The organism is Marinobacter salicampi, from assembly GCF_011074795.1.
Lineage (GTDB): Bacteria > Pseudomonadota > Gammaproteobacteria > Pseudomonadales > Oleiphilaceae > Marinobacter > Marinobacter salicampi.
The window spans coordinates 286,272-305,259 of record NZ_JAAMPF010000036.1 but is presented as its reverse complement, the minus strand read 5'-3'; the positions used below and the strand labels follow the sequence as shown (position 1 = coordinate 305,259).

At 52.9% G+C, this 18,988-nt stretch carries 17 protein-coding genes and 2 pseudogenes; 8 read left to right on the top strand and 11 right to left on the bottom strand.

Features of this window, described 5'->3' with window-relative positions; genetic code table 11:
- Positions 1-106: 106 nt before the first annotated feature.
- Entirely contained in the window at positions 107-1,090 is a 984-nt protein-coding gene (locus G7W63_RS19270; protein ID WP_166262180.1) for a chemotaxis protein CheB, read from the top strand.
- Between the two features lie 617 nt (positions 1,091-1,707).
- Here the strand turns inward: G7W63_RS19270 and G7W63_RS19265 are convergent.
- The 5 genes from G7W63_RS19265 to G7W63_RS19245 form a co-directional block, all read right to left on the bottom strand.
- Complete coding sequence (locus G7W63_RS19265; RefSeq protein WP_166262178.1) at positions 1,708-2,460, bottom strand: endonuclease/exonuclease/phosphatase family protein; 753 nt, start codon at positions 2,458-2,460, stop codon at positions 1,708-1,710.
- Positions 2,461-2,486: 26 nt separating this feature from the next.
- Complete coding sequence (locus G7W63_RS19260; RefSeq protein WP_207309007.1) at positions 2,487-2,906, bottom strand: DUF4357 domain-containing protein; 420 nt, start codon at positions 2,904-2,906, stop codon at positions 2,487-2,489.
- A gap of 236 nt (positions 2,907-3,142) precedes the next feature.
- A complete protein-coding gene (locus tag G7W63_RS19255) occupies positions 3,143-4,096 on the bottom strand; it encodes an abortive infection family protein (RefSeq protein WP_166262176.1) in 954 nt (317 codons plus the stop codon).
- A gap of 18 nt (positions 4,097-4,114) precedes the next feature.
- A complete protein-coding gene (locus G7W63_RS19250; RefSeq protein ID WP_166262174.1) occupies positions 4,115-5,182 on the bottom strand; it encodes a hypothetical protein in 1,068 nt (355 codons plus the stop codon).
- Positions 5,183-5,321: 139 nt separating this feature from the next.
- Complete coding sequence (locus G7W63_RS19245) at positions 5,322-5,618, bottom strand: hypothetical protein (RefSeq protein WP_166262172.1); 297 nt, start codon at positions 5,616-5,618, stop codon at positions 5,322-5,324.
- Positions 5,619-5,632: 14 nt separating this feature from the next.
- Between G7W63_RS19245 and istA the strand changes: the two are divergent.
- Together istA and istB are read left to right on the top strand one after the other, a co-directional pair.
- A pseudogene (gene istA, locus G7W63_RS19240) lies at positions 5,633-7,173 on the top strand (IS21 family transposase).
- Between the two features lie 11 nt (positions 7,174-7,184).
- Positions 7,185-7,940: an IS21-like element ISSpu5 family helper ATPase IstB gene (gene istB / locus G7W63_RS19235; RefSeq protein ID WP_166262170.1), complete on the top strand. Its 756-nt coding sequence runs from the start codon at positions 7,185-7,187 to the stop codon at positions 7,938-7,940.
- Between the two features lie 337 nt (positions 7,941-8,277).
- On the opposite strand, the gene rnk is transcribed toward istB, so the two are convergent.
- A complete protein-coding gene (gene rnk, locus G7W63_RS19230; protein WP_242634495.1) occupies positions 8,278-8,673 on the bottom strand; it encodes a nucleoside diphosphate kinase regulator in 396 nt (131 codons plus the stop codon).
- 698 nt (positions 8,674-9,371) lie between these two features.
- Between rnk and G7W63_RS20095 the strand changes: the two are divergent.
- A pseudogene (locus tag G7W63_RS20095) lies at positions 9,372-9,577 on the top strand (IS3 family transposase); the annotation flags it as partial.
- Positions 9,578-9,658: 81 nt separating this feature from the next.
- Here G7W63_RS20095 and G7W63_RS19225 read toward each other — a convergent pair.
- The 5 genes from G7W63_RS19225 to G7W63_RS19205 all read right to left on the bottom strand — a co-directional run bounded on the left by G7W63_RS19225 (position 9,659) and on the right by G7W63_RS19205 (position 13,381).
- Positions 9,659-10,111 carry a PaaI family thioesterase gene (locus tag G7W63_RS19225; protein WP_166262166.1) on the bottom strand — a complete coding sequence of 151 codons (453 nt, stop codon included), beginning with the start codon at positions 10,109-10,111 and terminating at the stop codon, positions 9,659-9,661.
- A gap of 31 nt (positions 10,112-10,142) precedes the next feature.
- On the bottom strand, positions 10,143-10,778 hold the full coding sequence (locus G7W63_RS19220) for a response regulator transcription factor (RefSeq protein WP_166262164.1): 636 nt from the start codon (positions 10,776-10,778) through the stop codon (positions 10,143-10,145).
- Between the two features lie 6 nt (positions 10,779-10,784).
- Positions 10,785-12,320, bottom strand: coding sequence for a PAS domain-containing sensor histidine kinase (locus tag G7W63_RS19215; RefSeq protein ID WP_207309006.1), 1,536 nt, complete (start codon positions 12,318-12,320; stop codon positions 10,785-10,787).
- Between the two features lie 68 nt (positions 12,321-12,388).
- The gene (locus G7W63_RS19210) at positions 12,389-12,934 is read right to left on the bottom strand and encodes a hydrolase (RefSeq protein WP_166262162.1); all 546 of its coding nucleotides are present in this window, start codon (positions 12,932-12,934) and stop codon (positions 12,389-12,391) included.
- A 15-nt stretch (positions 12,935-12,949) separates the two neighbouring features.
- Positions 12,950-13,381: a MaoC family dehydratase gene (locus G7W63_RS19205; RefSeq protein WP_166262160.1), complete on the bottom strand. Its 432-nt coding sequence runs from the start codon at positions 13,379-13,381 to the stop codon at positions 12,950-12,952.
- Between the two features lie 151 nt (positions 13,382-13,532).
- Here G7W63_RS19205 and G7W63_RS19200 point away from each other — a divergent pair, with 151 nt between their 5' ends.
- From G7W63_RS19200 to G7W63_RS19185, 4 genes are read left to right on the top strand one after another with little or no spacing between them, the layout of a single operon-like run.
- On the top strand, positions 13,533-14,900 hold the full coding sequence (locus G7W63_RS19200) for a malonyl-CoA decarboxylase (RefSeq protein WP_166262158.1): 1,368 nt from the start codon (positions 13,533-13,535) through the stop codon (positions 14,898-14,900).
- 28 nt (positions 14,901-14,928) lie between these two features.
- A complete protein-coding gene (gene phbB / locus G7W63_RS19195) occupies positions 14,929-15,678 on the top strand; it encodes an acetoacetyl-CoA reductase (RefSeq protein ID WP_166262156.1) in 750 nt (249 codons plus the stop codon).
- Between the two features lie 11 nt (positions 15,679-15,689).
- Positions 15,690-17,468 (top strand): acyl-CoA dehydrogenase, encoded by a 1,779-nt coding sequence (locus tag G7W63_RS19190; RefSeq protein WP_166262154.1) that lies wholly within the window; start codon positions 15,690-15,692, stop codon positions 17,466-17,468.
- A 23-nt stretch (positions 17,469-17,491) separates the two neighbouring features.
- A complete protein-coding gene (locus G7W63_RS19185) occupies positions 17,492-18,913 on the top strand; it encodes an NAD-dependent succinate-semialdehyde dehydrogenase (RefSeq protein ID WP_166262152.1) in 1,422 nt (473 codons plus the stop codon).
- Positions 18,914-18,988 lie beyond the last annotated feature (75 nt).

Below are 18,988 nucleotides of genomic sequence, written 5' to 3'. Positions count from 1 at the left end.
CATCTGAGAGGCACGACAATTGTCCTGCGGTACCGGTAGCTTGGGGTGAACTTTATCCTTAACCCTAGGGGAACTTAGGAGCCGTTGAGAGAGCATGGACCAAACTATGGCCAAACACGACATCATCGTAGTGGGAGCCTCGCTGGGCGGTATAGAAACCTTGCCGCGGCTGCTGGAACAGCTGCCGGCGGATCTGCCCGCTTCCGTTTTTATCGTCCAGCACGTGGCGCCCCAGGGGCCGGGCCTGCTGGCGAAAATACTCAACCGGGCCTGTGCGTTGCCAGTCGAGCTTGCGCAGGACGGCCAGGCTATTGAGAAAGGTCGAGTCTATGTAGCGCCCCAGGATCACCATATGATGTTGGGTGAGAGCGGCGTCCGGGTTGTCCATGGGCCCAAGGAAAACTGTTCGAGGCCGGCCATCGATCCGCTTTTCCGGTCGGCCGCAGCCCGCTATGGCCCGCGGGTCATCGGCATTATTCTCACGGGCGCTCTTGATGACGGCAGTTCAGGCCTCTTGGCTATTCGCCGCTGCAACGGTCTTACGCTGGTCCAGGAACCCGGGGATGCGTTCTGTCCGGAGATGCCCAGCCATGCGCTCACTACTGCAGAACCGGTGGACTATCAATTGGCCATCGCCGAGATGGGCCCTATTCTTCAGAAACTGGTCTCCCAGCCTGCCGGTGAGCGTGTGCCTGTGCCGGAAGATATTCAGCTGGAGGTCAAGATGACGGAGAGGACAGCAACCATGAAAGACGAGGAGATGACGGGCAGCCTGGTGCCGATTGTCTGTCCTGATTGCGGTGGCGCGCTCTGGCAACACGATGATGGGAAACTGCAGCGTTTTCGCTGCCATGTGGGGCACTCGTTCACGGCGCTGTCGCTCCTCGCCGCCCAGAACGAAGAGATAGAAAAATCGCTCTGGCTTACCCTGCGATCCTTGGAAGAGCGCGCCGATCTGCTGTCAAGAATGATTGAGGGGGCTGTCCGGCGTGGCCACGACAATAGCGTTGCCTGGTACACGGATCGAGCGTCGGACGTTCAGGATACAGCCCAGAAAATTCGCAATCTGCTCCGAGGCATGCCTAATTGAATCGCTCTAGCGGTGGGCATTAGAGTCTGCCCCTTTCAGCTCAGGGGCAATTTGCAGCGCTGCGTCTTCCCAGGTCTCAAGTAGATTCTCTATCTCCGTCCGGATAAATCGAGCAACGTTCATAGCCGATTATCTCCTCAGTGGTTGGCTAGGGCCTCTCGCCCTTCAGCATGGCTCAAAAAGCTTACTGGGGTTCCGCGCTGGTAGACAAAGAAAACCTTGTAAAAAGGACTCACTGATCGATATAGAGTTGTTTGATGGAGCATCGATACAGCAAATTAGAAGTAACGGAACGGCGACGCAACCTCACTGGTTCACTGGTCATCTGTGCCTGTGGAGGAGTCGGCGTTAATGGTTTCACCACCGTGGAGGCAGACGCTCAATTTTAACCAACGTTACTAAGCAGTAAGTGGTTAGGTGGTTGGGGGCAGGTCAGACAGGCAAACTCACCCAAAGCCATCGAAGAACCCTCCGGCGCAATGTCCGCTTCTGTTTAGGTGTCGCGTGGGATGCGGGACGGTCGCAAAGCGAACATTCAAATTTGTACGTAACGCTCCGCTCACTCACCGGTCCGTAGACGCGAAGCGGCCGAAAATCGGTCGCTGTGCAGCCGGTTGTTAACTGTTGATGCTCAACGTCAATGGCACATGGTCACTAATTGAAATCCAGTCGTCGTGCTGACCGATCTGCAAGGCACAGTCTTGCGTGAGATCTAACGAGGTAAAAACGTAATCAATGTGGTAGGCCTTTTGTCGGTTCCGCTGCAAGAAAAATGTCGGGCTGGTTTCCTTTCCCTGTTCTTCCTCAAATACGAGATGATACTGGCTCTTGAAACCCATATCTTCGAGCTCAGCGACTACGTCTGAGTGATTCCACCAGCGATCCGGCTTATCCCAGCGCACGTTGCTATTAAAATCACCGAGAATGACAGTCTTTGGCCCTCTAAGATCGTCACGATGGATCTGAAGATACTTCCAGAATTGTCCCATGTAGCCAAAGGCTTCTTCATTGCGCCCCTTCGTCCAGACGGCCAGCACCGTGAAATCTCTGTTGATAGTGAAAGGCAGAAAAAGCCTGAGATGTTCCGTGCTCCAATTCAGCGTTTCACTTTTGCTGAACAGCCCAGGAACGGAAAAGCTGCCACTCCAATTTAATTTTGCAACTCGATGACCGTTTCGGGGAAAAATGCCGATGCCACGATCTTTTGACTCACCCACCCACAGGTAAGAACCTGCCCACTCTCTATACGCGGGGGTCGATAGCGCAGGGTCTTCACACTCCTGAACCACTAAGACATCAGCTTGCAAGCTATCTGCTTCTGCAAGCTTTCGTCTGAGTGCTCCATTACAGTTCCAGGTTACAACTTTCATAGATAGAGATAGTGAACTGACTGGGGTTAGTGGCTCTCAATCTCTTTGAGCAGCTTGCCTTTTTTGTCTTTCCAAGCGGTAAGACCGTTTGCACTCCCTCCGTGAATCACCGCAGCCGCGGCGCTTGGACTTGAGAACTCAGTATCTTTGGCGAAAACCCACTTGCCATCTTTTTCGGTCAGGACGCCCTCGTCGATGAGTTTGTTTCGCTGAACAAGAACCGCTGGCCATTTATTGGCAGACGCTCGCTCTTTTAGTACTGCTTCAGATCCAGCAACAACGACCATTCCATTTGGAGTGAGGTAGCCTGTCGCGGTGACATTCTTGATAGAGCAGGTAAGGATTTCAGTGTCTACTCCTGGCTCTTCGTTGCCGCCAGTTTTGACAAAGCTTTCAATACCTAAGACTGGAAGGATCTGATGCACTTTATCTAGAAAAACTTCCATGTCTTTAGGGACTCTTCGCGTTCTATAACCCGGTCAAATTCACTACGCGGCCCAGCAACAGCTTTCCCGGTCCAATTTGAAAGCTCAACAGTGCGTAACCGCTTTGGATCACCATAAACCAAAAACATTTTCAGAGTTGCTGAAGGCAACTGATTACTCCTTAACGCCGAAAGCATGCGTGGCTTTGCAGTGGAGGAGAAGCCGCAACGAAAAAGGCGTCGCCGTGCCTGGCATTGTTATGCATTGCCCGACCGTTTGATACAGTCTTGCAGATAACGAAAAACTGTATATATGGAATTTAACGCGGCCGTTGCCTCCGGCTCCTCCAACAGATCATTTGCATGAGCGAGACTAGCCTTGTTTCTTATGGTGGAGAAAGCGTCGATAGCTGATGCGAACGACTGAAGGATCTTCGTGATATCTTCTGCTCTTGGCCCGTCAGGAGCCAGGGCGGGATGCTCCCTACGCAGTAACTTGAACGCCTTTGATAGCGAAATATCACTATCAGTATGTATAGAAGCGTCCTCGCATAATTTGATCAAATAGGCATGTAATGCGGTATGTGCACGATCTATGGCACTTGCTGCATTAGAGTGACCTACAAGTGCCTTGGCATCAGCTAGAGCTCTTGAAACTGTGGATTCTGCCGAGTCATCACTGGGAACCGGTGGAGACAAATGATCCTCAGCCTCTGCCAACTGATTATTTTTTACTCGAAATGGGACGCCGTGCTTTTCGAGAATATTATTGACGTATTGATGGCCTGGAACGGCGACTCCCACGGACTCTAGCATCTCGCACGCATCACAGAACGCAGCAATAAACCCTGGAGCGTCCGATGCAGCTAGTTCAGCATGATATTCGAGGTCTGATTCAGACCAAGACAGACTTGAGCTTCTAGCGTACTGATCGCCACTCGCTGCCGCAAAGTACTCCTTAAAGCGCTCAATTATGTCTTGCCGACCAACAGCGCTGGACGAAGTCCGACGGGCTAGGTTGATGAAATCCTGAACAGCATCCATCGTCAAGGGGACCGTGCCCCCCATGGGAAACCGCAGCTCGACTGGCATTTCAATCGGCAAAGTAGATAGTCCTATTTTTGTGCAAACGCCCAGCTCACGCGCCGGTTTGGAGCCGCGAAGCGGCGGAAAGCCGGTCGCTGTGCAGTCGATTGTTAAAATCTCGGTCACGCTACTCAGTTTGTCCGCTTATCCACCCTTCATATCCTGAAACAAAATCAGCATATCTTTTGTAAGCTGCTGCTGCTTCTCTGGGATATCGAAGTCATTGTAATATTGACGCCCGTTAAAACGTATAGTCGCCTCATCAGCATTCGCTATTGCCGAAAGAGCTTCGTAGTATTTGCCATCGGTAGCAGAGACATCCATCCACTCCCAGATAGTTCCGCTGGAGTGGTCGCGCTGAAATCCAACATTCTCTGACTCCAATCTGTAGTCATCTGCAACCAGCAATATCTGATCAACAAACAGCCAATCTTCCGCTTCATAGTGAAACTTTGCCCTGAGCCACGGCCCACGGTCTTCTTTAAAGCCGATATATCCTATGACGTAGGTATCCTCGATTTCATAAGGGAATGGCTGAACAAAAAAGCGATCCTCCATCTTGTCATACGTGACTCTGAAATTAACGAGCTGGTCGGCTATCGATGCCTTATTATCCCCAAATTTGTTACTCAACTTGCGAAGGGCATCTAGTTGGGTTTCGGATATTGTTCCTCCATTGCTCAAGTCATAAGTACGCCCGTATTTTTCGGACGATCTTCTGATTCCTGTTAGCATTGTGGATGCCCCTTCCACAACTGGCTCTTGCTTGAATTCGTCGGCCGCTTCCTTTTCCTTCAAAGCGACGATATCCATGTCGTGGACGGCGCCCAGCTCTTTCTTGCGGTAATGATAAAGCACTTCGCCCGTTTCTATTCTGAGCTTATAAAATCCACGCCCATCAAACCCTCCTGATTGCACAGGTTGTTCTGAGGTGTAATAAAACTTTTTACCCACGTACTTTTGGTAATCTATCCCTTTAAAACAGGCATCTTGATCTGGAGTACTACAGAACATCCTGATGGGGTACTTTTGGAGAGTCAGTGATTTTTCTTTGAACAAGTACTCCTTTCGATCACCAGGTTGGTAGCTCGAAGAGTTCACTGCTTGTGAGTTGCCTGAACTTACCGAAGGAGCTGCAGTTTGGGGCACTTTCCCAGAAGTCTGACACCCTGCAATCGCAACCAGGGATAGAGCTATCAGTATTTTTTTCATAAAAATCTATTCCTTTTTTGTTCGAATCCTCAAGCTCGCGCCAACTTCAACTCTTGAGCTTATTGAATTTTAACGCTGAGCACAGCGGCGCTCTGACAAGGGCGTCCGGCGGCCATCGGCCGCGTACTGCTGCGGCTGGTTATGTGTTTAGCGCCTTGGCACAGTAGCCCGAGGCATTTTTATAGTCCGGATCGGTGTAGAGGACCGTGTCTTTGCCTGCAGCATAGGGCGCATAGACCGTAATGGATTCAGGCTCCTGCTCTTTTGCGTATTCCAGACCAAGGTTGCCACTGATTCCAGACGAAGCCTGCCACCCATTCCACGCAAAAGCTGCCACTGATTCCACGGCAAAGCTGCCACCCTGGCAGACTGCCTGAACCACCCCATCGAAATCGTCCGACGCGGGATAACTTAACGGTACTCTGACCCTTTTCATCCGGAGAAGGCCAGATGCCAGCGAAGAGGTTATCCATGCGAAAGATCAAAGAAGTTCTTCGCCTGAAGTGGGAGCGGGGCCTGAGCAATCGCCAGATTGCGGCGGCCTGCGGCGTTAGCCGTCCCACCGTGAGCGAATACCTGCGCCGTACCGCTGAGGCTGGCCTGAACTGGCCACTGCCAGTGGATCTGGATGAGGCCCATCTGGAACAGTTGCTGTTCCCGCCGCCACCGGACCTGCCGGCCCAGATCCGGGGCCTACCGGACTGGCAGCAGATCCACGAGGAACTCAGGGGCAAGAACGTCACCCTGTTCCTGCTCTGGCAGGAGTACCGGCAGGCCAATCCGGAGGGGTATCAGTACAGCTGGTTCTGCGAGCACTACCGGGCCTGGCAGGGCAAGCTGGACCTGGTGATGCGCCAGGACCACCGGGCCGGAGAAAAGCTGTTCGTGAACTACGCCGGCCAGACCGTTCCTGTCATTGACCGCACCACCGGAGAAATCCACGAGGCGCAGGTCTTTGTGGCGGTGATGGGTGCATCAAACTACACCTACGCCGAAGCCACCTGGAGCCAGAAACTGCCAGACTGGATTGGCTCTCACATCCGTGCCTTCCAGTACCTGAATGGGGTTCCGGAATTAGTGGTGCCCGACAACCTCCGCTCCGGTGTCACCAAGGCCCACCGCTACGAGCCGGATCTCAACCCGACCTATCAGGACATGGCCGCCCATTACGGTGTAGGCGTTGTCCCCACACGGGCTCGTAAACCCCGCGACAAAGCCAAGGTGGAAGGCGGCGTGTTGATCGTCGAACGCTGGATCCTGGCAGCGTTGCGCCACCGTCAGCACTTCTCCCTGGGGCAGCTCAACGCTACCATCCGCGAGCTGCTGGAGAAGCTCAACAACCGCCCCTTCCGCAAGTTGCCCGGGTGCCGGCGCGACCAGTTCGAGCAGTTGGACAAGCCGGTCCTGCAACCGTTGCCGGCGGAGCCGTAGGTCTACGCGGAGTGGAAGAAGGCCCGCGTTCATATCGACTACCACGTGGCCATCGACGGGCACTATTACTCGGTCCCCTACACCTTGATCAAGAAGGAGGTGGAGGTCCGGATCACCCACAACACCATCGAGTGCTTTTACCGGGGCAATCGGATCGCCAGCCACCGGCGCTCCGATCAGAAAGGCCGACATACCACTGTCGCCGCTCACATGCCCGAATCCCACCGCCAGGCCGGCGAGTGGTCGCCGGAACGGCTGATTACCTGGGCGGCCAAGACCGGGCCGGCGACGGAGAAGCTCATACGCACCGTTCTCGGGGCCCGCAACATCCACAGCAGGCCTACCGGTCTTGCCTGGGCATCCTCAGGCTGGGTCAGAGCTACAGCGAGGCACGCCTGGAAGCTGCCTGCCAGCGTGCCCTGATGCTGGGCAGCTGCCGCTACAAGAGCATTGAATCCATCCTCAAACACCGCCTGGATCAGCAGCCCCTGGAAGAGCAACAGGAGCTGGCCTTACCCGACACCCACGACAACATCCGCGGCCCCGCCTACTACCACTGAAGGAACCTGACATGCTGAAACATCCTACCCTGGACAAGCTCCACGCCCTCAAGCTGACTGGCATGGCCGCCGCCCTGGCGGACCAGTCAGCCACCCCGGACATCCATGAACTGAGCTTCGAGGAGCGCCTTGGGCTGCTGGTTGATAGGGAAATGACCGAACGGGACAATCGGCGAATGAGCAGCCGGTTGCGCCGGGCCAAACTGCGACACACGGCCATCCTCGAAGACATTGACTACCGGAACTCACGCGGCCTGGATAAAGGACTGATCCAGTCCCTGGCTGGCTGCCAATGGGTGAAGGAGCATCTGAACATACTCATCACCGGCCCCACCGGGGTTGGCAAGACCTGGCTGGCCTGCGCCCTGGCGCACAAGGCCTGCCGCGAAGGCTACACCGCACAGTACGTGCGCCTGACCCGACTGATGCGGGAACTGACCATCGCCAAGGGAGACGGCCAGTACGCCAAACTCCTGACCAACCTCGCCAAAGTGGATGTGCTGATCCTCGATGACTGGGGCCTCATGAAACTGAGTGCGGAGAACCGAAGAGACTTGCTGGAGGTGCTGGAAGACCGCCACGGCAGGCGCTCCACCATCGCCACTAGCCAGTTGCCCATTGAGGAATGGCATGGCGTCATCGGTGACGCCACTCTGGCCGATGCCATCCTGGACCGCCTCGTTCACAACGCCTACAAGATCAATCTCAGGGGCGAATCCATGCGAAAGCGGCAGTCAAAGTTGACGGACACTGAGACTTCGGAGTAAGAAGAGAAAACCCGCGTTGCTACGCTCCGATGGGTGGCAGCCTTGCCCCGGTCCGGGCGGCAGGCTTCACATGGAATGGGTGGCAACCTTCAGCGGTTTACGCACATTTAGCTTCAGGCAATAAAAAACCAATACCCGCCAGTTCGCTTGCTATCCGTGGGCTATATGTAAGGAAAGTGATCGAAGGCACAACCGGGGCACGTGTATTTCACCTAAACATTTTGGCTAAAGGGATTGATCGAATTCGACTCTACCCCTTCGATACACCAAGGTTTTACGTATGCTCAGTCGGCACAGACAAATCAACGGGATTAGACTCCCTACGCCAGCATTCCTCTCAGGGTCCCGGAGCCAGGCTATGCGAATGAGTGACACCGAGTATTTTGATCTGCAGAGGTTTGCGCCCCTGCATAGGCCAGTCGATCACATCGCCGACCGTGAGTCCCAGCAGCGCCGCGCCCGCGGGCGCAAGTACTGAAATGCGCCCCGCTCCACCCTGTAATTCATTTGGGTAGACCAAGACCATCTCGTGCTCATCGCCAGTTGTCTCGTTCCTGAACCGCACCCGGGAATTCATGGTGACGACGTCCGGTGGGAGTTCCGCACGCTTGACAAGGTTGGCACGGCTTAGTTCTTCTTCAAGGCTTTCAACAGTTTCGTCCTCGCTATCGGCCGAATCGAGTAGGGCACTCAGACGGTCGTAGTCTTCCACCGCTATAACAATTGCAGGCATATGGGTCATACCACTTACTCCAAGGTTTAAGAACGTTCTAAAATTTGAGCAAGGCCGCGTTCGCTGAATCGAGCGAAAACACCTCGATTAGATGAACCGAGAGACTGAGTATAGACGCGCTGGTCGGCGACCAGCGCGTCTATAGCGGATCACGCCAGCCCTCCTCAATCGCATCCGGGATACTGCGCATAAAATGATACGCCTCCCAGGGTGCATGTGCGGGATGGAGTCAACTGAAGCTGCTTGTGCTAATTCTTGTAGCTGCGCATCGCTGGTTTCTGGATGGATCCCGACATCAGCTGGGGGCGTGACTCTCGAACACGCCAAGGAAGAGCTAGGCTCACTAAATTCAAAACAAAGTTTTCAATCTCGGCCTCGACCTGAGCAATCGCATCCTGGCCTCGTCGGTGAAAGTGGCGTTTCGTCGGCCCCGTTATGCATGTAACCCCGCATGCAATCAAAACGAATGCGGCAAGCGATTTATGGAGTTTTTCCAGCTCCCACTGACGTTTTTAACGCCCCAAAAAAGTCCTGGAATGGCCATATAGCTCGCTCCAATCTTTGGATGACCAGTCATGTTCATACACAACAGACAGGCTATAAAGAGCATTCTCAATGATGTTATCTAACCAGTAAATTTAAACGGCTATCATAGCGTTTTCCGGCGCTATAATTGTTTTCATGCCCTGGTTATCAGTAAGGCCCACAATCCGGATCCAAGTATGAGTCGTCGCGATTGCTGGGATAATACTGTTGCTGAATCCTTCTTCAACAGCCTGAAAAAAGGAACGGATCGGAAAAGGATTTTACAAACCGTGGCCTAGCCAAAGCGGACGAGTTCTACTACAGGTATTTTTATAACCGAGTCCGACGTCATACCCATATGGACCAGGTCAGCCCCTAGGCATGAAAGGGCCTCCGCTTGAGGTTGGGGTTGTGTCATGCGTACCGGGAGAAGTCCAGACTTCTCCGCGTCTTTTCCTTATTACTTAAGCTGAATCGCCAACATTTCCGCCACCGCGCAGACCTCGTCCTTCACAGAGATTTCCATATCGACCCAAACCTTCCTTCCATCAATACGTCGACATTTTCCCTTGATCGTAATTTCCTGCCCCATCGGTGTCGGGCGTAGAAACTCCACTTTCAATGATGCTGTAACGTATCGTTTTAATCGACTGTTGTTTTCGAGATGTCCTGTTGTAGCTTCATACTCAAACGCGGCGGCGGATGCTGCACCGTGACAATCAAAAAGAGAAGCAATCAGCCCTCCATAGGCGTGTTCAGGCACGCCCCCAGTTTGTTCCGGTTTGGGACGAAACCTGGCGACAGTGTGTCCATCAACAATATAGCTCTTTAATTGATTGCCTTGCGGATTGCGCTTCCCGCAGCCATAGCAGTGGCTGAACTTTTCGTCATACAAATCCTGGATTGCCACCATAGCTGATAGTCTCGAACAACATGCCCTAGATTTACTGATCAATACCGCGAACAAGTCCCAAGCCAATAGCCACCTGTACCAGCTCCGCGAACGAGTCGACTTTCATCTTGGCCATCATATGAGCACGGTGACCTTCCACCGTCTTTCGGTTAATTCCCAGCTCATCAGCGGCTTCCTGGTTGGAAAAACCTTTCACGATAAGCTCCAAAACTTGACGCTCTCTTCGCGTAAGGGTGTCATAGTGCTCTCGAACACGAACCTGAGAATTACGTTTAGAGAATCTCACCCGGTCCTTTTCAAGCGCATTGTGGACATGGTCGATCAGAACCTGGTCGTCAAAGGGCTTCTCGATAAAAGTCATCGCGCCTTGGGTCAGCGCCCTCACTGCCATATCCACATTACCGTGAGCAGAGATCATGATCACTGGAAGTTCAACATTGTACTCAGGGAGCTTTTTCTGCGCATTGATTCCACTGAGGCCTGGCATTCGAACATCCATAACGATGCAACCACTTTCGTTTTCATCGAAAGCCTCAAAAAAATCCAAAGCGTTCTCGAACGCCTTCACCCTGAGCCCAACAGACTCAAGCAGCCACTCCAAAGAATCTCGGACGTCTGCATCATCATCGATGACGAAGACGGTTTGCTTATCGTGGGTGGAGTTCATAGGTGATTAATCAGCAATATTCAGCGTAAATGAAAAACGGGCGCCGCCTTCCGGGCGGTTCTCAGCCCAAAGCTCGCCACCGAGATTCTCCACCAATGAGCGGCTGATCGCCAGCCCCATTCCCAGACCACTCTGTTTGGTAGAAAAGAAACGGTCAAAAAGGCGAGGCATATCACTTTCGTTAATACCCGGCCCATCATCATTGATCGTTACGAGCAAATGTCGGCGCTCATACTGAGTGACACCAATATGCACCGTGGCCGAAGCCTCAGCAGTTGTTTTGCTTGCCTCAATAGCATTCACAAGGAGGTTCATCAGCACCTGTTCCAGCTGGATACGATCACCCGTCACGCAGGGCAAGTCAGGATCGGCTTCGAATGTTAATTGGACGCCATGTCTGACGCCCATGACGTCACACAAATCCATCACATCGCGAATTAACTCCGGTAAATTAAGCGCGGCGATCACTGGCTCCTGTTTCCGCGTAAAGTCCATCATCCTGTGAACAATTTCGCCAGCTTTCAACGCAGTCTTTATACTTCTGCTGATAGGAATCTCTACATTAGCCCATGAAACACTTGCCGACCCTGAGAAGCGTCGCTCGATACCTCTGAGGTAGTTAACTATTGCTGAGAGCGGTTGATTCAGCTCGTGCGCAAGACTGGATGCTAACTCACCCATCGTGACCAGCCTACTCGCGTGGTCGATATCTGCCTGATACTCTTTTAATTGCTGCTCAGCGGCTTTTTTTTCGGTTAGGTCGTGGGCGACCAACGAAAAATACTCGATATCGCCATGAAGAGAACGGTGTACCAACAACTCCAACATGACCGGAATACGATTCCCTTTGCCCCCCAACATCATAAGCTCTCCGAGCCAGTGCCCGGCCACTTTTGCCAGAGGAATCCCGTCGTCAACGAGCTGCCGCATACCTGTGTCGTCTACAATTTGCGATAAAGCCAAAGCCGTATAGTCAGTTTTCTCAAGTTTCAACGCTTTTCTGGCGGCATCATTTAGATGGGAAACTGTCAGGTCCAGGTTGACAAAAATCACGAGATCCTGCGTACTCTCCAAAACTCTTGCGAGCCGCCGATTTGCTTTGTCTGCCTTTATTCTGTGAGTCGCATCCCGCGAAACCACCAAAATTTCCCGGATCTCGTTCGTGGTCGGATCTCGGATCGTCCGGCTGGTGCTTTCAAGCCAGGTATAATGACCATCCTTACAACGAAACCTATAGGTGTGGGTGTACAGCCCACGATCGTAGTTAACGGTGGGAGCACGTAACCTGAAATCTTCTACATCATCTGGATGGTAGAGATCATAAGCCGACAATCCGACAATCTCTTCTACACTGTAGCCCAGCAGATGAGTCACAGCAGGGGAAGCATAGATAAACAGCCAATCCTCAGGAGTGTGCCTTGAAATCATATCCGTGGACTGTTCTGCCATTTCTGCCAAAAGACGATTCCGCTCTGCGTCGTCCGTCAATGCGGAAAATCCTTCTTCTAGAGTGCGGCTCTTCATATATTCAGTTGTACCCATGGTTTGTCTATATCAATCCAACTATAGAACGCGACCCTCGACCAAAGTCGGCTAAGGGCCAATTCCTATTACTGCAGAAATTCCTTGCTGAAGACCTTGAACTGAGATGCATCGGAACGACGCAACCATTCGAAGCCAACCATTTCTCGCGTTACCAGTCTGACACCCGCCTGCTCCATTCGACGCAAAGACATCTCGGTATCGAAAGGATTTCGAGCAGAAATAGCATCCGCAACGACAAACACTTCCAACCCTTCTTCGAGCATTCGCATACCTGATTGCATTACACAGGCCTGGGACTCCATGCCGCAGACAACGACCTGCTTGCGATCGTGAGCCTGGAACGATTGGTAAAATTCAGAGTCGTCGATACAGGAAAAGAAGGCCTTGCCATGGATATTGGCTTGGCCAACCAGCTCACGCAGGCTATCTTCTGTGTGCCCCAGGCCTTCTGGATACTGTTCAGAACCAATTGTAGGCACATCCATAAGATGCGCCAAACGTATCAGCCAACTACAGTTTTTGACTAGCTGATCGTGTTCATGAACTCCTGATAAAAGCCGAGCCTGAACATCAATCAGCGTCAGAATGGAATGTTCTCTTTTCAGTAGCATAACTAGCTCCCCGCGTTAGGCTGGACGTCGATCGACCCTATTCGTAGCGAAACCCTCAGCTACAACCGTATCTCCAACCTTACAGGTAGTCTCCAGCTTCACCCTTCGACGCTCATGGTTGATTTCACTAATCTTAGCCGTTGCAACGACCGTGTCACCAATGTGTACAGGTGCTTTAAAGCTAATTTGTTGGTCTATGTAGATCGCGCCGGGCCCGGGTAGGCGAGTACCCAAAACGGCAGAAATGAGCGCCGCACTGTACATGCCATGGACGATCCTTTCCTTGAACACCGTCGTTTTGGCGTATTCGGCGTTGATATGGACCGGGTTATCATCGCCACTGATGCCGGCGAACAGAATCACATCTGCTTCGGTGATCGTTTTAGCGTAAGACGCCTCCATCCCGACTTCCAGATCCTCCAGATAGTACCCATGTAATTCTTGCATATCTATGCTCCTTAACTTGATACATGAGTCACATACACTAATGGTTTACGTTTACTAAACCAAGTATTTTTACTTGGTTTTTTTGGGTTGCTCTGATAGCCTTTCCTCAAATAACAACGATGACACCGCCTAGATCAAGGGGAAACGCGGCATGCAGACTCAACCAAGCAATATCTTTGAGAGGGCCTTCAAGAAACTCGTACCGGGCGGATTGGACACAGTGGGCCGGCGCGGGGCAGACATAATGAACATTGCTGAAGAAATGCCCGATGCCGACCTGGCCACAGCGAAAGAGTGGATCGATAATTGCCTGGCTGAGAACGGTGGCCAAGTAGAAGCTCGACATCGAGCTGCTCTTCTTGGCCGCGCCTACTTGAAGCTTTCCCGAACCGGAAAAATCAGGTTTCTCGGATTACTGGCCGACCAATATGGTGTAAACGGGAATGAGGTTGAACAGGCTATCCAACAATGGCATGCGGCCGGACCGAGCAAAAAGACTCCAGCAGCCAGGGTACTGAGAAAAGCTCTTGAGCCCAGCCGCACAACGCTTTTAAAACAATTCAATGGCGTACCCTCAGGCGTAAAGTTTCTCGTCGACATGCGAAGCGAATTACTCACGTTCTGCAAAGAGTACCCCACGCTCAAACCCCTCGAAACGGATTTAAAAGAACTCCTCGGAGCCTGGTTTGATGTGGGCTTACTGCAGTTGGAGGAAATCAACTGGCACTCCAGTGCAGCCATATTGGAAAAACTGATCGCCTACGAGGCAGTTCACGCGATTCAGAGCTGGAGCGATCTGAAAAACCGATTGGATTCCGACAGGCGATGCTTTGCTTTCATCCATCCTAATATGCCAGATGAGCCTCTGATCTTCGTTGAAGTTGCTCTGGTAAACGGTCTGGCCGGCAATGTTCAGAAGTTGCTGGATGAAGATGCTCCTACTCAGGATATTGAAACCGCTGACACGGCCATTTTTTACTCAATATCTAACGCACAAAAAGGTCTATCCGGCATCAGTTTCGGAAACTTTCTTATTAAGGAAGTTGTTAAAAAACTCAGTGAGGAGTTTCCTCAGCTAAAGCAGTTCGCAACACTCTCCCCTCTCCCCGGATTCGTCAGGTGGTTGGAGAACTGCACTCCCGCCCAGTTGTGTGATCTCCCTGGGGGAGAACAGTGGCTGAGCCTAGCTCCTCCTCGTGTCCCATCGATCATTGAAGCAAATGAATCGCTTCAAACGAAACAGGAGGCTCTGCAAAAGCTTGCTGCATCCTATTTGTGTCTTTGTCGCAAAGGGAACGAGCGCGCGATGGACCCTGTCGCGCATTTTCACCTGAGCAACGGCGCTCAGGTTGCTCGACTGAACTGGATGGCAGACACGTCTCAAAAAGGCCTCGAGCAATCGGGGGGATTGATGGTGAACTACCTCTACGAGCTCCCAAAGATCGAATATCGCAGTCAGCAATACACTTCAGAGGGCGTGGTTTCTAAATCGCCAGCTTTGAAAAAATTACTTAAATAACTGAAAGACAAGAGATAAGGAGAAATCTATGACTACTCGAGTGGCTGTAGTGACTGGTGCTATTGGCGGCCTAGGAAGCAGTATGTGTAAAGCCCTGATAAGACAGGGCCGTACTGTTATCGCATCTCACCTGCCTGATGAATTATCCGCTGAAGAGGCACAGAAGTGGCAGGCGGCCATGCAGGAAGATGGCTATGAAACAGCGATTTATCCTTTAGACGTAACGAGTTTCGAAAGCTGCGAATCCTTTATAACAGGAGTCAGGGAGAACCACGGCCCTGTTGACATTCTCGTCAATAACGCCGGCATCACTAACGATGCTCCCCTCAAAAAGATGCAACCCGAACAATGGAACCAGGTGGTAAACGTCAACCTGACTTCAATGTTCAATATGTGTCATCAGGTGTTCGAAGGCATGTGCCAGAGGGGATTTGGGCGGATCGTGAACATATCCTCCCTGAATGGTGAGAAAGGACAGTTTGGGCAATCAAATTATGCCGCGACAAAAGCAGGCATTTACGGCTTTACCAAATCAATAGCCCTTGAAGGTGCACGTAAGGGCGTGACTGCCAATGCCGTATCTCCAGGATATATCGACACCCCCATGGTACGTAAGGTTCCCGAAAACGTGCTCAACAGCATCGTCGAAGGTATTCCTGTCGGCCGCCTCGGAGAACCAGAAGATATCGCCAGAGCGGTCGCATTCTTGACTGCCGATGAGGCAGGTTTCGTGACTGGCACTAACCTGTCGATAAACGGCGGACAGTACATGAGCTAAGGGAGCAAATCATGGCAGAGTATAGAGTACCTACCCGTGAAATGGCCTTCACCCTCAAACACGTCGCCGGATTCTCCGAGATGGCAAAGGCTTGTGGGTACGAAGATGCGTCAGATGATCTTGTAGCTGCAATTCTCGAGGAAGCAGCCAAGTTCTCCAGTTCAGCCATTGCTCCCACGAATGCTATTGGGGACAGAACCGGCGTTCGCCTAGACGGTGATCACAAGGTTACTACTCCCAGCGGGTTTCGTGAGGTCTACCAACAATACGCTGAGGGTGGCTGGGCAGGCCTCCAGTTCGACCCGGAATTTGGTGGTCAAGGTCTTCCTTTTTCCCTGGCTATCCCTGTCCAGGAAATGTGGCATGCCGCGAACATGGCATGGGGGCTCTGTCCTTTGTTGTCCCAGGGTGCGGTTGAAGCGATTTCGCTGAATGCCAGTGGCGCGTTAAAGCAAATGCTGTTGCCGAAAATGATTTCTGGAGAATGGACCGGTACCATGAACCTGACGGAACCCCAATCCGGTTCTGATCTGTCTGGCATCCGCACCCAGGCCTGGCCAGATGGTGACGCCTACCGGATCAAAGGTACAAAGATCTACATCACCTGGGGCGAGCACGACATGGCGGAGAACATCGTCCACCTGGTGCTGGCCCGTCTGCCTGATGGCCCTGAAGGAGTGAAAGGCATCTCGCTGTTTGCGGTGCCCAAATATCTGCCGAATGCCACTGGTGAACCTGGGGAACGCAACGACTGCCACGCAGTATCACTGGAGCACAAGCTCGGCATTCACGCCAGCCCCACCTGCGTGATGAGCTATGGCGATAATGAAGGTGCGATCGGCTATCTGGTGGGCGAAAAAAACCGCGGCCTAGCCTGCATGTTCACCATGATGAACAACGCGCGGCTGACCGTTGGCTTGCAGGGCGTGTCCATTTCCGAGCGAGCCTACCAGCAGGCACGGGGCTATACCTTCGAGCGAATACAGGGCACAGCCCCTGGCGAGGAAAGTGCCTCCTCCATCATCCGGCATCCGGATGTACGGCGCATGTTAATGACCATGAAGTCCCTGACTGAAGCCGCCCGAGGACTTGCCTATACTGGGTGTGTCGCGGTCGATTATGCCAACAGCCAGGATCTACCGGATGACATTCAGGTCCGCTACCAACGACGGGCTGATCTGCTGACCCCCTTGGTCAAAGCCTGGTGCACCGAGATCGCCCAGGAAGTGACCTCCCTGGGGATTCAATGTTATGGCGGCATGGGCTTTATCGAGGAAACCGGAGCGGCACAGCACTACCGGGACGCTAGGATCCTGCCAATTTACGAGGGCACCAATGGTATTCAGGCACTGGATCTGATCGGTCGGAAAACTATTCGAAACCAAGGCAGGGCCATGGCCGAGCTGATCGAAGATATGCGTCGGTTAACCAGCCCGGCCCAAAGCAACTTATTGTTCACCGCCGAGCGGAAGGTCCGATTTGACCAGGCGGTGGCCCTTCTTGAAGACGCCACCCGGATTGTCCTGGAGCAAGGGGATAATGACCAGTTTGCTGGCGCCGTTGCCTATAATTACCTGATGCTGAGCGCCACGGTAACTGCCGGCTGGCTGATGCTGAAAGCCGCCACTGCGGCTGCACAGCTGCAACCTGAGCAGAGCTCGTTTGCATCCAGTAAGCTAGTGACCACTAACTTCTATTTCGACCACATTCTGCCGCGCTGTTCAGCCTACATGACTGCACTAACATCCGGTGACGAAGCCATCATGGCGCTACCAGAAACGGAATTCTGAGATCAATCAGGAGATAAACCCTCATGTATATAAACGGAGAATGGTTGACCGGGCGCCCCGAGTTCCCGGTTAACAACCCCGCCACGGGCGAAATCATCGGGCGGGTGACCGACTGTAGCGATCAGGATATCGAGGCGGCCATTGCGGCCGCTGATCGTGCTTTTAAAGAGTGGAAAAAAACCACAGCCTACCAGCGCTCCCAGCTGTTATACCGCGCGTGGGAACTGATGATGCGCCAGAAACGCACGCTGGCCGAGTTGATGACCCGCGAACAAGGCAAACCGCTGAAAGCCTCCCTCAACGAAGTGCAGTACGGTGCGGACTTTCTGCTTTGGTTTGCCGAAGAAGCCAAGCGCATGTATGGGCAAATCATCCCCTCCGCTCGGGAAAATCAGCGCTTTCTGGTTCAGAAGTCTCCAATCGGCGTGGTGGGCGCCATCACCCCCTGGAACTACCCGATTTCCATGATTACCCGCAAACTGGCCCCTGCTCTGGCCGCCGGCTGCACAGTGATTCTCAAGCCGGCCGAAAGCACACCTCTGTGCGCCAAAGCCATGATGGAAATCTTTGCAGAAGCCGGCTTTCCACCGGGGGTTGTTAACCTGATCACTGTACAAAACCCGGCCCCGGTGGGCACGGCCTTCTGCACCGACCCGCGAATCCGTAAACTTACGTTCACCGGCTCCACAGCTGTCGGCAAAGAATTGAACGGCCTGGCCGCAGCCAACATGAAACGGGTGTCCATGGAATTGGGCGGCCATGCGCCAGCCATTGTTTTCCCGGATGCGGACCCGGTTCATGCCGCCAAAGGGCTGTCTCTGGTCAAATTTCTGAACACCGGACAGGCCTGTATCAGCCCTAACCGGATTTTCGTGCACGAAGACCACGCCGAGCCTTTTATCAAAGAACTCAGCATTCGTGCTAGTCGCATGGTGGCCGGTAACGGCATGAGTGAAGGCACTGGCATCGGCCCGCTGATTAATGAACTGGCCATCCAGAAAGTCGACAGCCAGGTCAAAGATGCCGTCGCCCTTGGCGCAAAGGTTGAAACCGGTGGCCACCGGTTAACAGACAACGGCTTGAACGAGGGTCATTTCTATGCGCCGACTGTTCTGGTCGGTGTGACACCGGCGATGAAGATCTATCGGGAAGAGACCTTTGGCCCGGTGGCCCCGGTGATCACCTATCGCTCTGAAGACGATGTTATTGCCATGGCCAACGACACCGAATACGGATTGGCCGCTTACGTTTACAGTAACAACATGGCCACCACCATGCGCGCCTTTGAAGCGCTGGATTTCGGCATCGTAGGCATTAACGACATCAACCCCACCAGTGCTGCTGCGCCTTTTGGCGGCATGAAAAATAGCGGTATCGGCCGGGAAGGTGCTCAGGAGGGCATTGAGGAATATCTCAATACTAAATTGGGTGGCTTCACCATCTGATTAACCCGTCCTTCCGTCAGCCCGGCTTATCACTGGGCTTTTTTTACGTCCATAAAGAAAACCCCGGCATTAGCC

Bases quoted from the DNA above. Each gene is read 5' to 3' on its own strand.
- G7W63_RS19270 (WP_166262180.1), top strand. From the start codon at position 107: ATGGCCAAACACGACATCATCGTAGTGGGAGCCTCGCTGGGCGGTATA.
- G7W63_RS19265 (WP_166262178.1), bottom strand. From the start codon at position 2,460: ATGAAAGTTGTAACCTGGAACTGTAATGGAGCACTCAGACGAAAGCTT.
- G7W63_RS19260 (WP_207309007.1), bottom strand. From the start codon at position 2,906: ATGGAAGTTTTTCTAGATAAAGTGCATCAGATCCTTCCAGTCTTAGGT.
- G7W63_RS19250 (WP_166262174.1), bottom strand. From the start codon at position 5,182: ATGAAAAAAATACTGATAGCTCTATCCCTGGTTGCGATTGCAGGGTGT.
- G7W63_RS19245 (WP_166262172.1), bottom strand. From the start codon at position 5,618: ATGAAAAGGGTCAGAGTACCGTTAAGTTATCCCGCGTCGGACGATTTC.
- istB (WP_166262170.1), top strand. From the start codon at position 7,185: ATGCTGAAACATCCTACCCTGGACAAGCTCCACGCCCTCAAGCTGACT.
- rnk (WP_242634495.1), bottom strand. From the start codon at position 8,673: ATGCCTGCAATTGTTATAGCGGTGGAAGACTACGACCGTCTGAGTGCC.
- G7W63_RS19225 (WP_166262166.1), bottom strand. From the start codon at position 10,111: ATGGTGGCAATCCAGGATTTGTATGACGAAAAGTTCAGCCACTGCTAT.
- G7W63_RS19220 (WP_166262164.1), bottom strand. From the start codon at position 10,778: ATGAACTCCACCCACGATAAGCAAACCGTCTTCGTCATCGATGATGAT.
- G7W63_RS19215 (WP_207309006.1), bottom strand. From the start codon at position 12,320: ATGGGTACAACTGAATATATGAAGAGCCGCACTCTAGAAGAAGGATTT.
- G7W63_RS19210 (WP_166262162.1), bottom strand. From the start codon at position 12,934: ATGCTACTGAAAAGAGAACATTCCATTCTGACGCTGATTGATGTTCAG.
- G7W63_RS19205 (WP_166262160.1), bottom strand. From the start codon at position 13,381: ATGCAAGAATTACATGGGTACTATCTGGAGGATCTGGAAGTCGGGATG.
- G7W63_RS19200 (WP_166262158.1), top strand. From the start codon at position 13,533: ATGCAGACTCAACCAAGCAATATCTTTGAGAGGGCCTTCAAGAAACTC.
- phbB (WP_166262156.1), top strand. From the start codon at position 14,929: ATGACTACTCGAGTGGCTGTAGTGACTGGTGCTATTGGCGGCCTAGGA.
- G7W63_RS19190 (WP_166262154.1), top strand. From the start codon at position 15,690: ATGGCAGAGTATAGAGTACCTACCCGTGAAATGGCCTTCACCCTCAAA.
- G7W63_RS19185 (WP_166262152.1), top strand. From the start codon at position 17,492: ATGTATATAAACGGAGAATGGTTGACCGGGCGCCCCGAGTTCCCGGTT.